The organism is Microbacterium sp. che218, from assembly GCF_040436305.1.
GTDB classification, from domain to species: Bacteria; Actinomycetota; Actinomycetes; order Actinomycetales; family Microbacteriaceae; genus Microbacterium; species Microbacterium algihabitans.
On sequence record NZ_AP031501.1, the window covers coordinates 3,119,020 to 3,134,663 of the forward strand.

The 15,644-nt window shown below is 70.7% G+C and carries 15 protein-coding genes; 8 read left to right on the forward strand and 7 right to left on the reverse strand.

Translation table 11 applies throughout. From position 1 onward, the window contains the following. Positions 1–66 precede the first annotated feature (66 nt). Together ABXS86_RS14670 and ABXS86_RS14675 are read left to right on the forward strand one after the other, a co-directional pair. Entirely contained in the window at positions 67–1,419 is a 1,353-nt protein-coding gene (locus ABXS86_RS14670; protein WP_373459193.1) for a carbohydrate ABC transporter permease, read from the forward strand. Continuing rightward, positions 1,416–2,393 carry a carbohydrate ABC transporter permease gene (locus ABXS86_RS14675; protein WP_251508692.1) on the forward strand — a complete coding sequence of 326 codons (978 nt, stop codon included), beginning with the start codon at positions 1,416–1,418 and terminating at the stop codon, positions 2,391–2,393. Before ABXS86_RS14670 ends, ABXS86_RS14675 begins: the two co-directional genes overlap by 4 nt. A gap of 267 nt (positions 2,394–2,660) precedes the next feature. On the opposite strand, the gene ABXS86_RS14680 is transcribed toward ABXS86_RS14675, so the two are convergent. After that, positions 2,661–3,332, reverse strand: a complete 672-nt coding sequence (locus ABXS86_RS14680) for a DUF305 domain-containing protein (protein ID WP_353664952.1) — start codon at positions 3,330–3,332, stop codon at positions 2,661–2,663. After that, positions 3,332–4,039, reverse strand: a complete 708-nt coding sequence (locus ABXS86_RS14685; protein ID WP_307213303.1) for a DUF3105 domain-containing protein — start codon at positions 4,037–4,039, stop codon at positions 3,332–3,334. Before ABXS86_RS14685 ends, ABXS86_RS14680 begins: the two co-directional genes overlap by 1 nt. A gap of 229 nt (positions 4,040–4,268) precedes the next feature. Here ABXS86_RS14685 and ABXS86_RS14690 point away from each other — a divergent pair, with 229 nt between their 5' ends. From ABXS86_RS14690 to ABXS86_RS14700, 3 genes are all read left to right on the forward strand, one after another. Beyond that, positions 4,269–5,606, forward strand: coding sequence for a multidrug effflux MFS transporter (locus tag ABXS86_RS14690; protein WP_353664953.1), 1,338 nt, complete (start codon positions 4,269–4,271; stop codon positions 5,604–5,606). Between the two features lie 103 nt (positions 5,607–5,709). Next, positions 5,710–6,408, forward strand: a complete 699-nt coding sequence (locus ABXS86_RS14695; protein ID WP_307213299.1) for a phosphatase PAP2 family protein — start codon at positions 5,710–5,712, stop codon at positions 6,406–6,408. Positions 6,409–6,418: 10 nt separating this feature from the next. Continuing rightward, entirely contained in the window at positions 6,419–8,401 is a 1,983-nt protein-coding gene (locus ABXS86_RS14700) for a helicase HerA-like domain-containing protein (RefSeq protein ID WP_353664954.1), read from the forward strand. A 62-nt stretch (positions 8,402–8,463) separates the two neighbouring features. Here ABXS86_RS14700 and ABXS86_RS14705 read toward each other — a convergent pair whose 3' ends face one another. Further along, positions 8,464–9,933 carry an MFS transporter gene (locus ABXS86_RS14705; RefSeq protein WP_353664955.1) on the reverse strand — a complete coding sequence of 490 codons (1,470 nt, stop codon included), beginning with the start codon at positions 9,931–9,933 and terminating at the stop codon, positions 8,464–8,466. Positions 9,934–10,074: 141 nt separating this feature from the next. On the opposite strand from ABXS86_RS14705, the gene ABXS86_RS14710 reads away from it, so the two are divergent. From ABXS86_RS14710 to ABXS86_RS14720, 3 genes are read left to right on the forward strand one after another with little or no spacing between them, the layout of a single operon-like run. Then, positions 10,075–11,688, forward strand: coding sequence for an SDR family oxidoreductase (locus ABXS86_RS14710; protein ID WP_353664956.1), 1,614 nt, complete (start codon positions 10,075–10,077; stop codon positions 11,686–11,688). A gap of 10 nt (positions 11,689–11,698) precedes the next feature. Continuing rightward, the gene (locus ABXS86_RS14715) at positions 11,699–12,181 is read left to right on the forward strand and encodes a molybdenum cofactor biosynthesis protein B (RefSeq protein WP_307213292.1); all 483 of its coding nucleotides are present in this window, start codon (positions 11,699–11,701) and stop codon (positions 12,179–12,181) included. Continuing rightward, positions 12,178–12,606, forward strand: a complete 429-nt coding sequence (locus tag ABXS86_RS14720) for a molybdenum cofactor biosynthesis protein MoaE (RefSeq protein ID WP_353664957.1) — start codon at positions 12,178–12,180, stop codon at positions 12,604–12,606. Before ABXS86_RS14715 ends, ABXS86_RS14720 begins: the two co-directional genes overlap by 4 nt. Before the next feature lie 16 nt (positions 12,607–12,622). Here the strand turns inward: ABXS86_RS14720 and ABXS86_RS14725 are convergent, their stop codons facing one another. The 4 genes from ABXS86_RS14725 to glp form a co-directional block, all read right to left on the reverse strand. Further along, positions 12,623–13,621: an endonuclease/exonuclease/phosphatase family protein gene (locus ABXS86_RS14725; protein ID WP_307213290.1), complete on the reverse strand. Its 999-nt coding sequence runs from the start codon at positions 13,619–13,621 to the stop codon at positions 12,623–12,625. A gap of 83 nt (positions 13,622–13,704) precedes the next feature. Continuing rightward, entirely contained in the window at positions 13,705–13,941 is a 237-nt protein-coding gene (locus ABXS86_RS14730) for a MoaD/ThiS family protein (RefSeq protein WP_307213288.1), read from the reverse strand. Continuing rightward, positions 13,938–14,417, reverse strand: coding sequence for a cyclic pyranopterin monophosphate synthase MoaC (gene moaC / locus ABXS86_RS14735; protein WP_307213286.1), 480 nt, complete (start codon positions 14,415–14,417; stop codon positions 13,938–13,940). The genes ABXS86_RS14730 and moaC overlap by 4 nt, the downstream gene beginning before the upstream one ends. Continuing rightward, positions 14,414–15,637 carry a gephyrin-like molybdotransferase Glp gene (glp, locus tag ABXS86_RS14740; protein ID WP_307213284.1) on the reverse strand — a complete coding sequence of 408 codons (1,224 nt, stop codon included), beginning with the start codon at positions 15,635–15,637 and terminating at the stop codon, positions 14,414–14,416. Before glp ends, moaC begins: the two co-directional genes overlap by 4 nt. Between the last annotated feature and the right edge of the window lie 7 nt (positions 15,638–15,644).

A 15,644-nucleotide genomic window follows, 5' to 3' on the forward strand; every position in this document is an offset into this window, starting at 1 on the left:
TCTCATCCGCCCTGTTGCTAACGGGCACTGATCGATGGGCACGAAGACGTGTTCGGGAGGGACGTCATGACCGACATCAAGAACGCGGAGACGACGCCGGCGGCGTCGCCACCGCCGCGTGGCAGAGAGGCCCGTGCATCGCGCGGCACCGCCGCCACGAGACGGACCACGACGATCGTGGTCCTCGTGGGCCTCATCCTGGCGGTGGCGCTCTTCCTGTTCATGGTGACGCGCGCTCCCGCCGACACCAAGCCGACCACCCTCGGCTTCTCCCTCAACAGCTTCTTCATCTGGCTGGGCGGCCTGAGCCCCCTCGTGCAGATCCCGCTCGTCATCGTCGTGTTCGGAGTGGTGGTCGCCCTCCTGCTGCTGCTGATCGAGTACGCGCCGCGCGCGGGCAAGGGATACTTCTGGCTCCGCCTCATCGCGTGCTTCGCGATCCCGGTGCTGGCCTTCATGCTGCTGCGCCCCTACCAGAACGCCGTCGTCTACGTGCTCGGCATCGCCGTCATCCTGGGCGCGATCCTCTTCTACGCCGACTACCGCTCACGTCAGGGCGCCGGCTACCTGTTCCAGCTCATCCTCTTCGCCGCACCCGCGGCGATCCTCCTGCTGATCGGCCTGGTCTACCCGGCCATCACCACGTTCTTCCAGTCGTTCTTCGACAAGACGGGCGACAACTTCGTCGGCTTCGAGAACTACATCTGGACCTTCACGAACCCCGAGGGCTTCTGGTCGGTCATCAACACCCTCATCTGGGTGCTGCTGGCCCCGACCATCGCCACCGCTATCGGTCTCGCGTACGCCGTCTTCATCGACCGGGCCGCGGGCGAGAAGTACCTCAAGGTCCTCATCTTCATGCCGTTCGCGATCTCATTCGTCGGCGCCGGAATCATCTGGAAGTTCGTCTACGACTTCCGCCAGGGCGACCAGCTCGGCGTCTTGAACGCGATCGTCACGGCCTTCGGTGGCCAGCCGATCTCGTGGCTGTCGGCGGCGCCGCTGGTGAACACCCTTCTGCTGGTCGTGGTCTTCATCTGGAGCCAGACGGGTCTGGCCATGGTGATCCTGTCCGCGGCCATCAAGGCCGTTCCGCCGGAGCAGAACGAGGCCGCCGAGCTCGACGGAGCGAGCGCCTGGGAGCGCTTCATCAACGTCACCGTCCCCGGCATCCGCTCGTCGCTCATCGTCGTGCTGACCACCATCGCGATCGGTGCGCTGAAGATCTACGACATCGTCGCCGTCATGACCGGTGGACGTAACGACTCGACCGTCCTCGCCTTCGAGATGGTCAACCAGCAGCAGCGATTCCAGAGCTACGGGCACTCCGCAGCGCTGGCCGTGGTGCTGTTCATCTTCGTGCTGCCGCTGATCATCTTCAACGTGCGCCAGATCCGGAAGCAGAGGGAAGTGCGATGACCACCTCCACCGTGGTGATCGAGCCCACCACCGACAACCGCTCGGCCCGCCAGGTCGCCCGCGACACGCGCAAGCACGAGGCGATGGCGCGCAAGCGCCTCACCTCGAAGGGCGCGACGATCGCGGCGATCGTGATCGCCTTCTTCTGGACGATCCCGACGTTCGGTCTGTTCATCACGTCGTTCCGTCCGGGTTCCGACACGCAGTCCACCGGCTGGTGGACCGTGTTCGTCGACCCGGCGTTCACGCTGGACAACTACCGTCTCGCGCTGACCTCGGGCGGAACCGCTCTGACGCTGGCGCAGTCGTTCGTGAACTCGCTGGCGATCACGATCCCGGTCGTGCTGTTCGCCCTCGCGGTCGCCTCGCTCATCGCGTATGCCTTCGCCTGGATCGACTTCAAGGGTCGCAACTTCTTCTTCATCTTCATCTTCGCGCTGCAGATCGTGCCGCTGCAGATGGCCCTCGTGCCGCTGCTGAGCCTGTTCTCGCGCGGGCTGACGATCAACGAGGTCACGATCTTCCCGGGCTTCGACCTGCGCGGCGTGGAGCACAGCTTCGCCACCGTGTGGATCGCGCACGTGATCTTCGCGATGCCGCTGGCGATCTTCCTGCTGCACAACTTCATCGCCGAGATCCCGGCCGAGGTCATCGAGGCCGCGCGCGTCGACGGGGCCGGTCACGGGCAGATCTTCTTCCGCCTGATCCTCCCGCTCGCGGCCCCCGCGCTCGCCTCGTTCGCGGTGCTGGAGTTCATCTGGGTGTGGAACGACCTGCTGGTGGCGACGATCTTCGCGCCATCGTCGTCTCTGCCGTTGACGCAATCGCTGAACTCGCTGTCGGGCACCTGGGGCGACCAGTGGTTCCTGCAGTCCGCGGGCACGTTCATCTCGATCCTCGTGCCGCTGATCGTGTTCTTCCTGCTGCAGCGCTTCTTCGTGCGCGGCCTGCTGGCCGGAGCGACGAAGGGCTGAGCCCGTCACGACCGAAGGGGCGCGGCATCCGGACGGGTGTCGCGCCCGTTCGTCGTTCCCGGCGGTCGGTGGGTGGCGGGGCGCCCGGTGGCGGGGTGCCCGGGTGGCGGGGTCGTTCGGCCGGGTGGCGCGTGCATAAACGGCATCCGCTCGCATGAACGCGAGGAGAGAGCCTTTACGTGAGTGGATCGCGTTGACGGGTGGGGCGGGGCGGATGCCGCGAGGCGCGGGCGGTCCGGATCGCGGGGCGCGGCGCGCCGGGGGCGGTCAGGCGCTGCAGCCCAGGCGCGACTGGATGTCGCGCATCGCGTCGAGCTCGGCCGACTGGCCGGTGACGATCGCGCCGGCGACCTCCTTGACGCGGGGATCGCTGCCGAGCTCGATGACGGCCTGCGCCATGGGGATCGCGCCCTCGTGGTGGCGGATCATGAGCTGCAGGAACAGGCAGTCGGCGGGCTGGCCTTCGGCGCTGCGGAGCTCGTCGAGCTGCGCGTCGGTCGCCATGCCCATCTCGTCGAGCAGCTGCTGCTCGGTGAGCGTGGCGGTGTCGCCGTGGCTGTGCTCGCCCGACTTCTCCATCCACGTCATGAGCGGCTGCGACGACGACTGGGGGAGCCCCCATTCGACGAGCCACCCGTACATCTCGCCGCGCTGGCCTGACTGGGCGGTGGCGATGTCGTACGAGAGGCTGCGCAGCTCGTCGTCGGAGGTCTTGCGGTAGATCTCCATCGCCATGAGCACCGCCTGCGTGTGGTGCACCTGCATGTCGCGTGCGAATCCGGCATCCGCCGACGTTTCGGAGGGATGCGCGGGCGCGGCGGTCGCGCCGAACGCCGTGAAGCGTCCGATCGCGAACGCCACGGCCACGATCGCCACGACGACCAGTGCGACGACGGCCCACCGGACGGCGGGGCGCGCGACCGGGGTGTCGTCGGTCATCAGGCCCGGCCCGGGCCGTTCACTCCACCGGAGCACGCGGCGTTCGGCTCGGGGGCGTTCTGGCTGCGCCAGAACTCGGTGAAGAACTCCGAGATGCGCGGGTCGGACGGGTCGTCGACCTTCAGCTGGTGGTTCCACGCGCTGACCGCGACGGGGGTGTCCATGCCGGGGTAGGGGGAGAGCAGGGCGTAGCTTGAGGGCATGACGGCCTTGAGGGCGTCGATCCCGGCCGCGTCGACGCGCTCGGGGTCGTAGGTGATCCAGACGGCGCCGTGCTCCATGGAGTGCACCGCGTTCTCGTTCTGCTGGGGCTCGGTGTAGACACCGCAGTTCAGCCAGATCGGGTTGTGGGGGCCACCCGCGGGCGGGGTCTGCTCGTAGGTGACGGTGCCCTGCACGTGATCGGAGCGGTTCTCGAACGTCTGCACGCCGTCGATCTCGCGGCCGGTGCTGTTGCCCGCCTGGTAGCTGGTCGGGGGAGCGGGGGCGAAGGCGAACGACGCCACGACCAGGCCGATCACCACGATGGCGGCGGTGGAGCCGACGACCCACCACACGAGCTTCCCGCGCTTCCGCTTCGCGACCTGCTTCTGGTACTCCGCGAGCTTCTCCTGGCGCTTCTGCTCGCGCTGCTGCTTCACGGTGAGGTCGATCTGCGCCTGTTTAGCCGGGTTTCCGCTGGCACGTTTGTCGGAGGAAGAGGTCATGCGCTGTGTTCGTCTCTCTCGGGGGCGGGACGCATCGGCAGCCGCCGACGGGTCCATTTTATTCGGGTGAATGAGCTGACGGCCTGGGAGGAACCCGCGAGCCCGGATGGTGGCGCAGGGGGTCTGCGCGCTAGTATGAACGAAGTCGAATCGATTCGAGGTTCGATATCCCCCCAAACTTTTTCAGCCCGACCCGTTCGGGCTGTCCGTGCTGCGAAACGAATCCCCTGTGCTCGATACTGCTTCCGTTCCCGTCGTCTCCTCCGACTCCCGCTCCGCGCAGACGCACACCGGCGCCATCCGCGCGCTCGGCAAGAACCCCGCCACCGCGCCGATCGTGCTGCACCCGGGCGACGCGATCCCGTCGTCGCGCCGCCTGCTTTACATCATCGTGCTCGGTGCACTGACGGCCCTCGGGCCCTTCACGATCGACCTGTACCTGCCGGCCTTCCCCACCCTCGAGGCCGACTTCCAGACCACCGCGGCCGCGATCCAGCTCACGCTGACCGGCACGATGATCGGCTTCGCACTGGGCCAGCTGATCGTCGGCCCCCTCAGCGACAAGGTCGGCCGCCGCATGCCGCTGCTGTCGGTGACCGCGCTGCACGTCATCGCGAGTGTGTTCGCCGCTCTCGCCCCGACGCTCGAGACCCTCTCGATCGCGCGCGTGCTCATGGGTGCCGGAGCCGCTGCGGGCGGCGTCGTCGCCGCGGCGATCATCCGCGACCTGTTCGGCGGAAAGCGCCTCGTCGTGATGCTCTCGCGCATGGCGATGGTGTCGGGCGTCGCCCCGGTGCTCGCTCCGCTCGCCGGCTCCGCCCTGCTGCTGGTCATGCCGTGGCGCGGCATCTTCGTGGTGCTCGCCGTCTACGGCGCGGTCATGCTGGTCTCGGCCATCCTGTTCATCCCCGAGACGCTTCCGGCCGCCCGTCGTGGGGGCCCCGGCTCGACCACCGTGTGGCAGCGCTACGGCAGCGTCTTCCGCGACCGCGTCTTCATCGGCGTGCTCGTCATCGGCGCGATGACCTTCTCGGGCCTGTTCTCGTACCTGTCGGCGTCGTCGTTCCTGTTCCAGGTGTCGTACGGCTTCAACGCCCAGCAGTACGGCGTGCTGTTCGCGGCCAACTCGATCGGCGTCGTCGTGGGCGTGCAGATCGCCTCGCGTCTGGCGGCGCGCTTCGGGCCCCAGTGGGTGCTGGCCGTCTCGACGGCGGTTCTCGTGCTCGCCGGCGGGGCGATCGTGCTGACCGACCAGCTGGGGCTGGGCCTGTGGGGCACGATCATTCCGCTGTTCTTCTTCATGACCGCGTGCGGGTTCACCTTCCCCTGCGCCCAGGTGCTGGCCCTCGATCGCCACGGCAAGGCGGCCGGCACGGCGCAGTCGATCATCGGCGCGGCGAACTTCGGCATCGCCGGCATCATCTCGCCGCTGGTCGGACTGCTGTCGGTCGGCTCGGGCATCACCGCCACGACCATGGCCTCGGTCATGCTGGGCTGCGCGGTCATCGGCGTGCTCTCGCTGTGGCTGCTGGTGCGCCCGCGCACCGTCGAGCGTCTCGCACCGTAACCCTCGGCTCCGTGGGAGCGCACACAGTAGCAGAACGGCCCCCGCTCGCCCCGCGCTGACGGGGGCCATTCCCTCGGTGGCGCCGACCCGGCATCATGAGGCGATGGATGCCACAGCGACTCAGGACGTGCTCGACACGCGCCCGCAGCGCTTTCGCGCCACCGTCGGCATCGTGCTCGTCGCTCTGGCGTGCGGTCTGGGCGCGTGGGTGTTCTTCCGCGGCCCCAGCCCCTTCGCGATCGACACGTGGTGGAACCAGCTCTTCGCCTCGGCCCCGTCGCAGCCGGTGTACGTCTTCGCGATCTTCATGGACACCGTCGGCGGCCACCTCACGGCGGTGGTGATCGTGCCCGTTCTGGGTGCGGCCGCGCTGTTCCTTTCGCGACGACGATGGTCGGCGCTGTACTTCTTGAGCGCCTCGGTCGGCAGTGCACTGCTCGTGCAGGCGCTCAAGCACACGTTCGGGCGCGCGCGCCCGGAAGACATCCTCATCCTCAGCGACTTCGGCTCGTTCCCCTCGGGGCACGCGGCCAACGCCGCGACGATCGCCGTGGTGGCGGCGGTGCTGTTCCCGAAGGTGTGGGTGCGCATCGTCGGCGTCGCGTGGGTCGTGCTCATGGCCTTCAGCCGTACGTACCTGCACGCGCACTGGCTCTCGGACACTCTCGGCGGCGCGTTGCTGGGCGCGGGGGCCGCGCTGATCATGGCCGCGGCGTTCTCGCGCTTGCGTGCTCGCGACGAGGACCGACTGGCCATCAGACGCGCGCGCAAGGCGGATGCCGAGGCCGCGACCTCGTCGTAGGCTGACGCGCATGAGCGAGCCCGGTGCCGTGCCCTCCGATCCGACCGCAGCCGATGCCGATCTCGCGCGTCTTCGCGCCGAGGCGGAGGCCGCCGAAGCAGAAGTGAGGCTCGCGCGGGCGCGTGCGGAACTCGCCGCGGCGGAAGCCGCCGCCGCACGGGCCCGATCCGCGTCGGAGCCTCAGTCGACGGACGCCGCGAACCGGGCCTCCAGCCCCGCGGCAGCGGCCGCTTCCGAGGCTGCGCCGGCGACGACCGGTGGCGCGCCCACCGCGGCGACGCCCGCCGCCCCCGCGGAACCCGCCGCTACCGAAACCCCCACCGCTCCCGCACCCCCCGCGGCATCCGGAACCCCCTCGCCCGACGCGCCCCTGAGCGAGGCGCAGGTCGCCGGGATCGCCGCCGGGTACGCCGGAACCGGCGCAGCCCTCGATCTCGGCGTGCTCGTGAACGGAGGACCGGTGCCCGCCGTGCCCGTGCGCATTCCGTTGGCCATGACGAACCGCCACGGCCTCGTCGCCGGTGCCACCGGCACGGGCAAGACGCGCACCCTGCAGCTGCTCGCCGAACAGCTGTCGGAGAACGGCGTTCCGGTGTTCGCCGCCGACATCAAGGGCGATCTGTCGGGCCTGGCCGCCGCGGGGACTCCGAGCGAGAAGCTCTCCGCGCGCACCGCCGCCCTCGGCCAGGACTGGTCGGCGCGGGCGTTCCCCGTGGAGTTCTTCGCGCTCGGCGACGACGTGGGCTCGGGCATCCCCGTGCGCGCCACGGTGTCGGGCTTCGGCCCGCTGCTGCTCAGCCGCGTGCTCGGACTCAACGCCACGCAGGAGTCGAGCCTGGGGCTCGTGTTCCACTACGCCGATCAGAAGGGGCTCGCACTCGTCGACCTGTCCGACCTGCGGGCGGTGCTGACCTTCCTCACGGGAGATGAGGGAAAGGCCGAACTGAAGGGCATCGGTGGCTTGTCGGCGGCCACCGCGGGCGTGATCCTGCGCGAGCTCGTCGCGTTCTCGGCCGCCGGGGCCGAGACCTTCTTCGGCGAGCCCGAGCTCGACGTCTCGATCTTCCTGCGCACCGACGCCTCGGGCGCGGGCATCGTCAGCCTGCTCGAGGTGCCGAACGTCGCCGCCCGCCCCGAGCTGTACTCGACGTTCCTCATGTACCTGCTGGCGGAGCTCTACGAGGTGCTGCCCGAGGTGGGCGATGTCGACAAGCCGAAGCTGGTGTTCTTCTTCGACGAGGCGCACCTGCTGTTCCGCGACGCGTCGAAGGCGTTCCTCGAGGCGATCACGCAGACCGTCCGGCTCATCCGCTCGAAGGGCGTGGGCGTCTTCTTCGTGACGCAGACGCCGAAGGACGTGCCGGGAGACGTGCTCGCGCAGCTCGGCTCGCGGGTGCAGCACGCCTTGCGCGCCTTCACCCCCGACGACGCCACCGCGCTGCGCGCCTCCGTGCGCACCTACCCCGACTCGGGTTACGACCTCGAGCGGGTGCTGCAGGAGCTCGGTACGGGTGAGGCCATCATCACCGTGATGAGCGAGCGGGGGGCACCCACCCCTGTCGCGTGGACGCGCATCTTCGCGCCCCGCGCCTCGATGTCGCCGATCGCCGCCGACACGATGGCCGCGACCGTGACGGCATCCGCCCTCTTCTCGACCTACGGCACGCCCATCGACCGCGAGTCGGCTCGCGAGATCCTGGGCGCGCGCATGCAGGCGGCGACCGAGGCGCGCGAAGCGGACGAGCGGGCGAAGAAGCAGGCCGCCGACGCCGCCGAGTACGCCAAGCAGAAGGCGGCGATCGACAAGGCCAACGCCGAGGCGCAGAAGAAAGCCCAGCGGGAGTACGACCGCATCCTGAAGTCGACGGCCGCTCCGCGCAGCCGCACGAGCGCGCCCGCCTCGGGGCTCGACGGCCTGCTCGGTCGCGGGGCCACGAAGAGCATCGTCAACGGCGTCATCCGCGGACTGTTCGGCAATAGCCGCCGGCGCTGACCCCGCGAACGTGGACGGGGGCGGATGCCGAGGTCTCCGGCATCCGCCCCCTCACGCCGCCGCTACGAACGGCGGATCGCCAGCGGCATGGTCGAGGTGTCGAGGAAGGGGTCTTCGTCCTGTCCCTCAACGAGGGCCTCGGCCTCCGCCGGCGTCTCGACCGTGGGCAGCGACCCGAGGAGCGGGCGCTTGGCCGTCTCGCTCATCGCCAGGAGTGCGACGAGCCCGAGCGCGGCGAAGAACATGATGTAGAACGCCGGCATGAGGGTGTTGCCGGTGAGGTCGATCAGCGCCTGGCTGAACAGCGGCGTCGTGCCGCCGAAGAGCGAGACGGCGATGTTGTAGGCCACGGCCATCGCCCCGAAGCGCGAGGCCGTGGGGAAGAGCGCCGGCAGAGCGGATGCCGAGATGGCGACGTAGAACGCCACCGGCACGGCCGCCAGGCACAGCGCGATCATGACTGCCCACAGCTCGCCGATCTGCATGATGAGGAACGCCGGCACCAGCAGCACCAGGGCCGAGCCCGCGGCGATCGCGTACACGGGCTTGCGGCCGATGCGGTCGCTCAACCGCCCGATGAGCGGGAGGGCTGCCGACATCACCAGCAGCACGGGAACCGTCGCCACCGCCGCCGTGATGTTCGAGACGCCCACCTCCTTCTCGAGGTAGGTCGGCATGTAGCTCGTGAGGGCGTAGCCGGCGGTGTTGGTCGCGGCCACGAGCGCGATGCCGATCAGCAGCGCCTTCCAGTGGTGGCGGACGATGCCGACGAGGCCCTGCCGGGCCATCGGGTCGCTCGCGTCGATCTCGGTCGATCCGCCCTGCTCGAAGGCGGGCGTCTCGGGGATGCGCAGGCGGAAGTAGATCGCCACGATGCCGAGCGGGATGGCGAGAAGGAACGGGATGCGCCAGCCGTAGTCGATCATCGCGTTCTCGCCCGAGATCGACGTGGTGATGGCGGTGGTGATCGCGACGGCCGAGGCGCCGGCGGCGAAGCCGACGTACGAACCGACGTCGAGCCATGACGACCAGAAACCGCGGCGCTTGTCGGGGGAGAACTCCGACACGTAGGTCGTGGCCCCGGCGTACTCGCCGCCGGTGGAGAAGCCCTGGATCATCTTCAGCAGGTAGAGCGGGATGATCGCCCAGAGCCCGATCTGGGCCGAGGTGGGCAGGATGCCGATCAGCGCGGTCGCCGAGGCCATCATGGCCATCGTCAGGAACAGCACCTTCTGCCGGCCGATGCGATCACCCAGGGGGCCGAGCACGAACCCGCCGAACGGGCGGACCAGGAACGAGATCGCGAAACCGAGGAGGGTGACGAGCAGGCCCCATGGGGCGGGGACGTCGGAGGCGAAGACCGCGGTCAGCGTCACGGCGAGGTAGCCGTAGATGCCGAAGTCGAACCACTCCATGAAGTTGCCGACGACGGTGCCGCCGATGGCGGTGCGCACGCGCTTGGTGTCGACGACGATGACGTCGTCGACCTCGAGCCGGGGGGCTCCGGATGCCGAGGGGGATTTCTCGTTCATCCTTCTACCGTTACCCCCATCGCGCTCGCGTTTCCAGTCCAGGCGTTGCGCCGGGCGATTTGCTAGCGGCCGGTTCCGAGGACCTCTCCGCCGGAGGTCAAGCCCCCGTCGATGTCGGAGGGGCGGCGTACCGTGACCGGCATGAGCGAGCTCTCCGCCCCCACCGGCCGCGAACCAGCCCTGGTCGCGCAGCCGCGATCCGACGGGTCCGCACCCCTCGCCCTGGTCCTCGGGGCCACGGGCTATCTGGGCGGACGGCTCGTGCCGCGGCTGCTCTCGGCGGGCTACCGGGTGAGGGTGCTCGCGCGCGATCCACGACGCGTCGGTGCCTTCCCGTGGGGAGACGACGTCGAGACCGCCGCGGGCGACGCGACCGACGCCGACGCCGTGCGCGCCGCGGTCGAGGGCGTCGACGTGCTCTACTACCTCATCCACTCCATGGGCAGCGCCCGCGACTTCGAGGCCACCGACCGGGTCGCGGCCCAGACCGTCGCCGACGCGGCCTCTGCGGCATCCGTCTCGCGCATCGTGTATCTCGGGGGGCTCCACCCCGATGACGCCACGCTCTCGGCCCACCTGCGCTCGCGCGTCGAGGTGGGGCAGATCCTGCTGCGCAGCGGCGTGCCCACCCTCGTGCTGCAGGCGGGTGTCGTGATCGGCTCGGGCTCGGCCTCGTTCGAGATGGTGCGCCACCTCACCGACGTGCTGCCGTACATGCCGGCGCCCAAGTGGGTGCGCAACCACATCCAGCCGATCGCCGTGCGCGACGTGCTGCACTACCTGCTCGGCGCCGCGCGCGTCGCCCCCAACGTCAACCGCGCCGTCGACATCGGCGGCCCCGACGTGCTGCGCTACGGCCAGATGATGAACGGCTACGCCATGGAGGCGGGGCTCCCGCAGCGCGCGATCGCGTCGCTGCCGGTGCTCACCCCGCGCCTCGCCTCGCACTGGGTCAACCTCGTCACCCCGATCCCCAAGGCGATCGCGCGCCCGCTCGTCGAGTCGCTGCAGAACGACTGCGTGGTGAAGGACCGCTCGATCGACGATCTCGTTCCGCGGCCAGACGGCGGGCTCATGCCGTACCGCGAGGCCGTGCGCCGCGCGCTGGGGCGCGTGAACGACGACGCGATCGAGACCAGTTGGCAGGATTCCGAGGTGTCGGGCGCCCCGAGCGACCCGCTGCCCAGCGACCCGGAGTGGTCGGGTCGGCTGGTGTACACCGACATCCGCACCATGACGACGAAGGCGAGCTCGGCCCAGCTGTGGTCGGTGATCGAGGGGATCGGCGGCGAGAACGGCTGGTACTCCTCGCCGTTGCTGTGGGCGATCCGCGGCTGGATGGACCGCCTCGTCGGTGGCGTGGGCCTCGCCCGCGGCCGGCGCAGTCGTTCGGTGGTCACCGTGGGCGATGCCCTCGACTTCTGGCGCGTCGAGGCCATCGAACCCGGTCACCTGCTGCGCCTGCGCGCCGAGATGAAGGTGCCGGGTGGGGCCTGGCTCGAGCTGCGGGCGACCCCCGAGGGGGAGGGGGCGCGGTTCGACCAGCGCGCCCTGTTCTTCCCGACGGGGCTCGCGGGGCGCCTCTACTGGCTGTCGGTGCTGCCGTTCCACGGGCTGATCTTCAGCGGCATGGCCCGGCGCATCACCGCCGCCGCCGAGCACGTGCAGCGCGAAGACCTCGAGCCGAAGGCGAAGGCCGGGCGTATCGCGCCGGAGATCGCCGAGGTCGAGACGACCGCGGCCCCCTCGGCCTAGGCTGAGCCGCGTGCCTCATCACGCTCGCGTCCTGACCGTCTCGGACCGTTCCGCCGCAGGGCTGCGCGAAGACCGCGGAGGACCCCTCGCCGTGTCGCTGCTGCGCGAGGCGGGGTTCGACTGCGACGACGCGGTCGTCGTGCCCGATGGGGCCGACAGCGTCGAGACCGCGCTGCGCGCGCTGGTCGCGGCGGGACCGGGTCTCGTTGTCACGACCGGCGGCACGGGCATCGCCCCCACCGACCGCACACCCGAGGGCACGGCACGCGTGCTCGACCGCGAGATCCCCGGCATCGCCGAGGAGCTGCGTCGGCGGGGCCTCGCCGACACGCCCATGGCCGTCATCTCGCGGGGCCTCGCGGGGATCGTCGACCCCGGCACCCTGATCGTCAACCTGCCCGGGTCGACCCGCGCCGTGGCATCCGGGATCGCCGTCATCGCCGAGCTCGCCCCCCACGTGCTCGACCAGCTCTCCGGAGGAGACCACGCATGAGCGCCGTCCGCATCGCCCGCCTGTCCGAGACGCCTCTCGACCTCGACGCGCACCTCGATGCCGTCGAGGACTCCTCGTCGGGCGCCGTCACGACCTTCGTCGGGCGCGTGCGCGACATCGATCCCGACGCCACGGGCACGGTCGTCGCGCTCGAGTACAGCGCGCACCCCGACGCCGAGGAGGCGCTGCAGCGCATCGCCGAGAACGCGACCGCCGGCACCGACGCGATCGTCGCCGTCAGCCACCGCGTGGGCCGGTTGGGCGTGGGGGAGGCCGCCGTCGTCATCGCTGTGGCATCCGGTCATCGCGCCGAGGCGTTCGAGGTGTGCCGCACCGTGATCGAGACGATCAAGACCGACCTGCCCGTGTGGAAACGACAGGTCGAGGCCGACGGGACGACGGAGTGGAAGGGCCTGGGCGGCTAGGTTCGCTCCGCGTCGCTCACCGGCGCGACAGCGTCGCCACGATCGGGCGGTGATCGCTGCCGGCCGTGTCGAAGTCGGTGCGGACCTCGAACGAACGGACGTCCCACGCGGATCCGACGAGCACGTGGTCGATCGGTGCGGCGAGACCCGTCGGCAGGCGCACGGGCCACGTGCCGAGCGCGGCCGCTCCCGCGTCGGCGGCGGCATCCCGGCATCCGCCCACCGTCGCCTCGCCCTCGCCGAGACCCGCGAGGTGGTCGAGGGTCGAGTTCAGGTCGCCCGCGAGGATGACATCGGGACCCGTGCACTGCGCCGCGACCCAATCCATCCCCTCCGTCCACTCCGTCATGATGAGGGGCAACGGCGGCAGCGGATGCGCGGCGACGATCGTCGGCCCGTCACCGCCGACGGGGCGGAACACGCCGCTCGGTACTCCCGGCGTCGAGCCGGCCGACTCGTCGAGGGCGTACGGCCCCATCGACGTGGCGAGCAGGAGCGAGGTCGGAATGGGGTCGTCGCCCGGATCGGCTTCTCGCGTGACCGCTGTCATGGCGATGCCGTCGCCGGACAGGATGTCGACGACGGTCGCCGCTGCCACGGCGTCGGTCTCGGGGAGGACGACCACGTCCGCGCCCGTCTCGCGCACCAGCCGCGCGATGCTGTCGGGTGAGGCGCCGCCGCCGTAGGTGTTCCACGCGGCCACGACGACTTCGCCGTCGGCAGTCGATCCGCCGAAGCCGCGAGTCAGCAGCACCGCGCCGTTGCCGAGGGATGCCGCCGCGAGCACGATCGCAAGCGCCGCGGACACGGCCCACCGACGTCGGAGCACGGCGACGAGCGCAGCGACGGCCGCCAGCACGGCGAACGCCAGCGCGAGAGGTCCGCGGAACGGGATCAGCTGCGCGACCACCTGCAGCCGCTGCGCACCGACGAGTTGCGGCCACACCGTGATCACGGCGAGAGCCGCACCGAGGACGAGCGTGATGAAGAAGGCCGTGCGGCGGGCGGTCGACATGCGGCCAGTAAAACAGGGCGCGATGCCGCTTCCCTGCAAGCAAGGGTGGCGGCGGGCGGGTGAGGGAGTCCGCGGGCTCGGACTCAGCCGCCGGCGAAGGGCGGGAGCACGTCGACGTGCGTGACGTCCGCGAGCGGAGCGTCGTCGTCGTGGCGCGTGCCGTCGACGAGCACGGCGCAGCGACCCAGGATGTCGGCGAGAGCGGGGTGGTCGGCGACGACGGCGTCGCGCAGCGCCGCCAGGGACGGTTCGGTGCGGTCCTCGGCATCCGTTCCCGCCGCCTCCGCCGCGGCGGCGAAGTAGCGGACGCGGACGCTCATGCGTCTTCTCCGGGACGCATCCAGTCGCCCGACTTGCCGCCGGTCTTCGACACGATGCGCACGTTCTCGATGACCGTGCCCTTGTCCATGCCCTTCACCATGTCGACGATCGCGAGGGCGGCGACCGAGACGCTCGTGAGCGCCTCCATCTCGACGCCCGTGCGGTCGGCGGTGCCGACGGTGGCCTCGATCTCGACGCCCTCGTCGGTGATCTCGAGGTCGACCGAGGCGCGGTGCACCCCGATCACGTGCGCGAGGGGGAGGAGGGCGGGAGTGGACTTCGCGGCCTGGATGCCGGCGATGCGGGCCACCGCGAGCACGTCGCCCTTCGGGGCCGTGCCGTCACGGAGGGCGGCGACCACCTCGGGAGCGCAGCGCACGAAGCCGCGCGCCGTGGCGGTGCGGACGGTGGGCTGCTTGAGCGTGACGTCGACCATGCGGGCGTGGCCCGCGGCATCCAGGTGGGTGAAGGTCATGGAATCAGCATGACATCGAGCGGGTCGCCCACCGACACGGTGGACACCTCGGCGGGAACGATCGCGAACGCCTCGGCGCGCGCGAGAGAGGCGGCCAGGTGCGAGCCCGATCCGCCCGCCGTGGCGGGGCGCACGGTGCCGGCGACGAGGTCGATCACCGCGGGGAGGTACTGGCGGCGGCCGGGCGGGGTGGTCCAGGTCTCGGATGCCGTGAGCCGGGCGATGCGCCGATCGATCGCGGTGCGGCCCTGCAGGGCGAGAAGGGCGGGGCGCACGAACACCTCGAACGACACCGCGACGCTCACCGGGTTGCCGGGCAGGCCGAAGACGAGCCGACCGTCGTCGAGCACGCCGAAGGCTTGCGGTTTGCCGGGCTGCATCGCGACCTTCTCGAAGGCGATGCGTCCCTCGAGGGCCTGGCGCACGGGCTCGTAGGCTCCCGCGCTCACGCCCCCGCTGAAGACGATCACGTCGACGTCGGCCGCGTGCTCGAGCAGGGCGTGGATCGCGTTCGCGTCGTCGTGCAGCGACGAGATGACCGTCACGTCGGCGTTGGTACCGGAAACCAAAGATGCCAGCAGTGTCGAGTTGGAGTCGGGGGTCTGGCCGCGCCCCGGCACGACGCCGGGGGCGACGAGCTCGCTGCCGGTCGAGACGACCGCGACCCGCGGGCGGCGGTGCACCTCGAGCTCGGCCACACCCGCCGCGGCGGCGGCGGCCAGCGCGAACGGCCCCAGGCGCTCGCCGGCCGACAGGACCACATCGCCCGCGCGGGTATCGCCGCCGCGGCGTCGGATGAAGGCTCCGGATGCCGCGGGTGCCCTTCGCACCTCGATGGTGCCCAGGGAGTCGGCCAGGCCCCCCGCGGTGTCTTCGAACGGCACGATCGCGTCGGCGTCGGCGGGGACGGGCGCGCCCGTCATGATGCGCACCGCCTCGCCCGCGCCGAACGACGGGTCGTCGGACGAGCCGGCCGGCAGATCGGCGACGACGCGCAGGGTCACCGGGTTCTCGGCATCCGCCCCCTCGACGTCGGCGAGGCGCACCGCGAAACCGTCCATCGAGGAGTTGTCGAAGCCCGGCAGGTCGTGGGCGGCGCGCACGGGGGCGGCGAGCGTGCGGCCGGCCGCATCGGCGAGGCGCACGGTCTCGACGGGCAGCACGGCGACGGCGTCGAGCACGCGGGCGCGGTGCTCCTCGACGGTGAGCAGCGGGGTCATCGGGGCC

Coding starts and splice junctions, on each gene's coding strand:
- ABXS86_RS14670 (WP_373459193.1), top strand. CDS start 67: ATGACCGACATCAAGAACGCGGAGACGACGCCGGCGGCGTCGCCACCG.
- ABXS86_RS14675 (WP_251508692.1), top strand. CDS start 1,416: ATGACCACCTCCACCGTGGTGATCGAGCCCACCACCGACAACCGCTCG.
- ABXS86_RS14680 (WP_353664952.1), bottom strand. CDS start 3,332: ATGACCGACGACACCCCGGTCGCGCGCCCCGCCGTCCGGTGGGCCGTC.
- ABXS86_RS14685 (WP_307213303.1), bottom strand. CDS start 4,039: ATGACCTCTTCCTCCGACAAACGTGCCAGCGGAAACCCGGCTAAACAG.
- ABXS86_RS14695 (WP_307213299.1), top strand. CDS start 5,710: ATGGATGCCACAGCGACTCAGGACGTGCTCGACACGCGCCCGCAGCGC.
- ABXS86_RS14700 (WP_353664954.1), top strand. CDS start 6,419: ATGAGCGAGCCCGGTGCCGTGCCCTCCGATCCGACCGCAGCCGATGCC.
- ABXS86_RS14705 (WP_353664955.1), bottom strand. CDS start 9,933: ATGAACGAGAAATCCCCCTCGGCATCCGGAGCCCCCCGGCTCGAGGTC.
- ABXS86_RS14710 (WP_353664956.1), top strand. CDS start 10,075: ATGAGCGAGCTCTCCGCCCCCACCGGCCGCGAACCAGCCCTGGTCGCG.
- ABXS86_RS14720 (WP_353664957.1), top strand. CDS start 12,178: ATGAGCGCCGTCCGCATCGCCCGCCTGTCCGAGACGCCTCTCGACCTC.
- ABXS86_RS14725 (WP_307213290.1), bottom strand. CDS start 13,621: ATGTCGACCGCCCGCCGCACGGCCTTCTTCATCACGCTCGTCCTCGGT.
- ABXS86_RS14730 (WP_307213288.1), bottom strand. CDS start 13,941: ATGAGCGTCCGCGTCCGCTACTTCGCCGCCGCGGCGGAGGCGGCGGGA.
- moaC (WP_307213286.1), bottom strand. CDS start 14,417: ATGACCTTCACCCACCTGGATGCCGCGGGCCACGCCCGCATGGTCGAC.
- glp (WP_307213284.1), bottom strand. CDS start 15,637: ATGACCCCGCTGCTCACCGTCGAGGAGCACCGCGCCCGCGTGCTCGAC.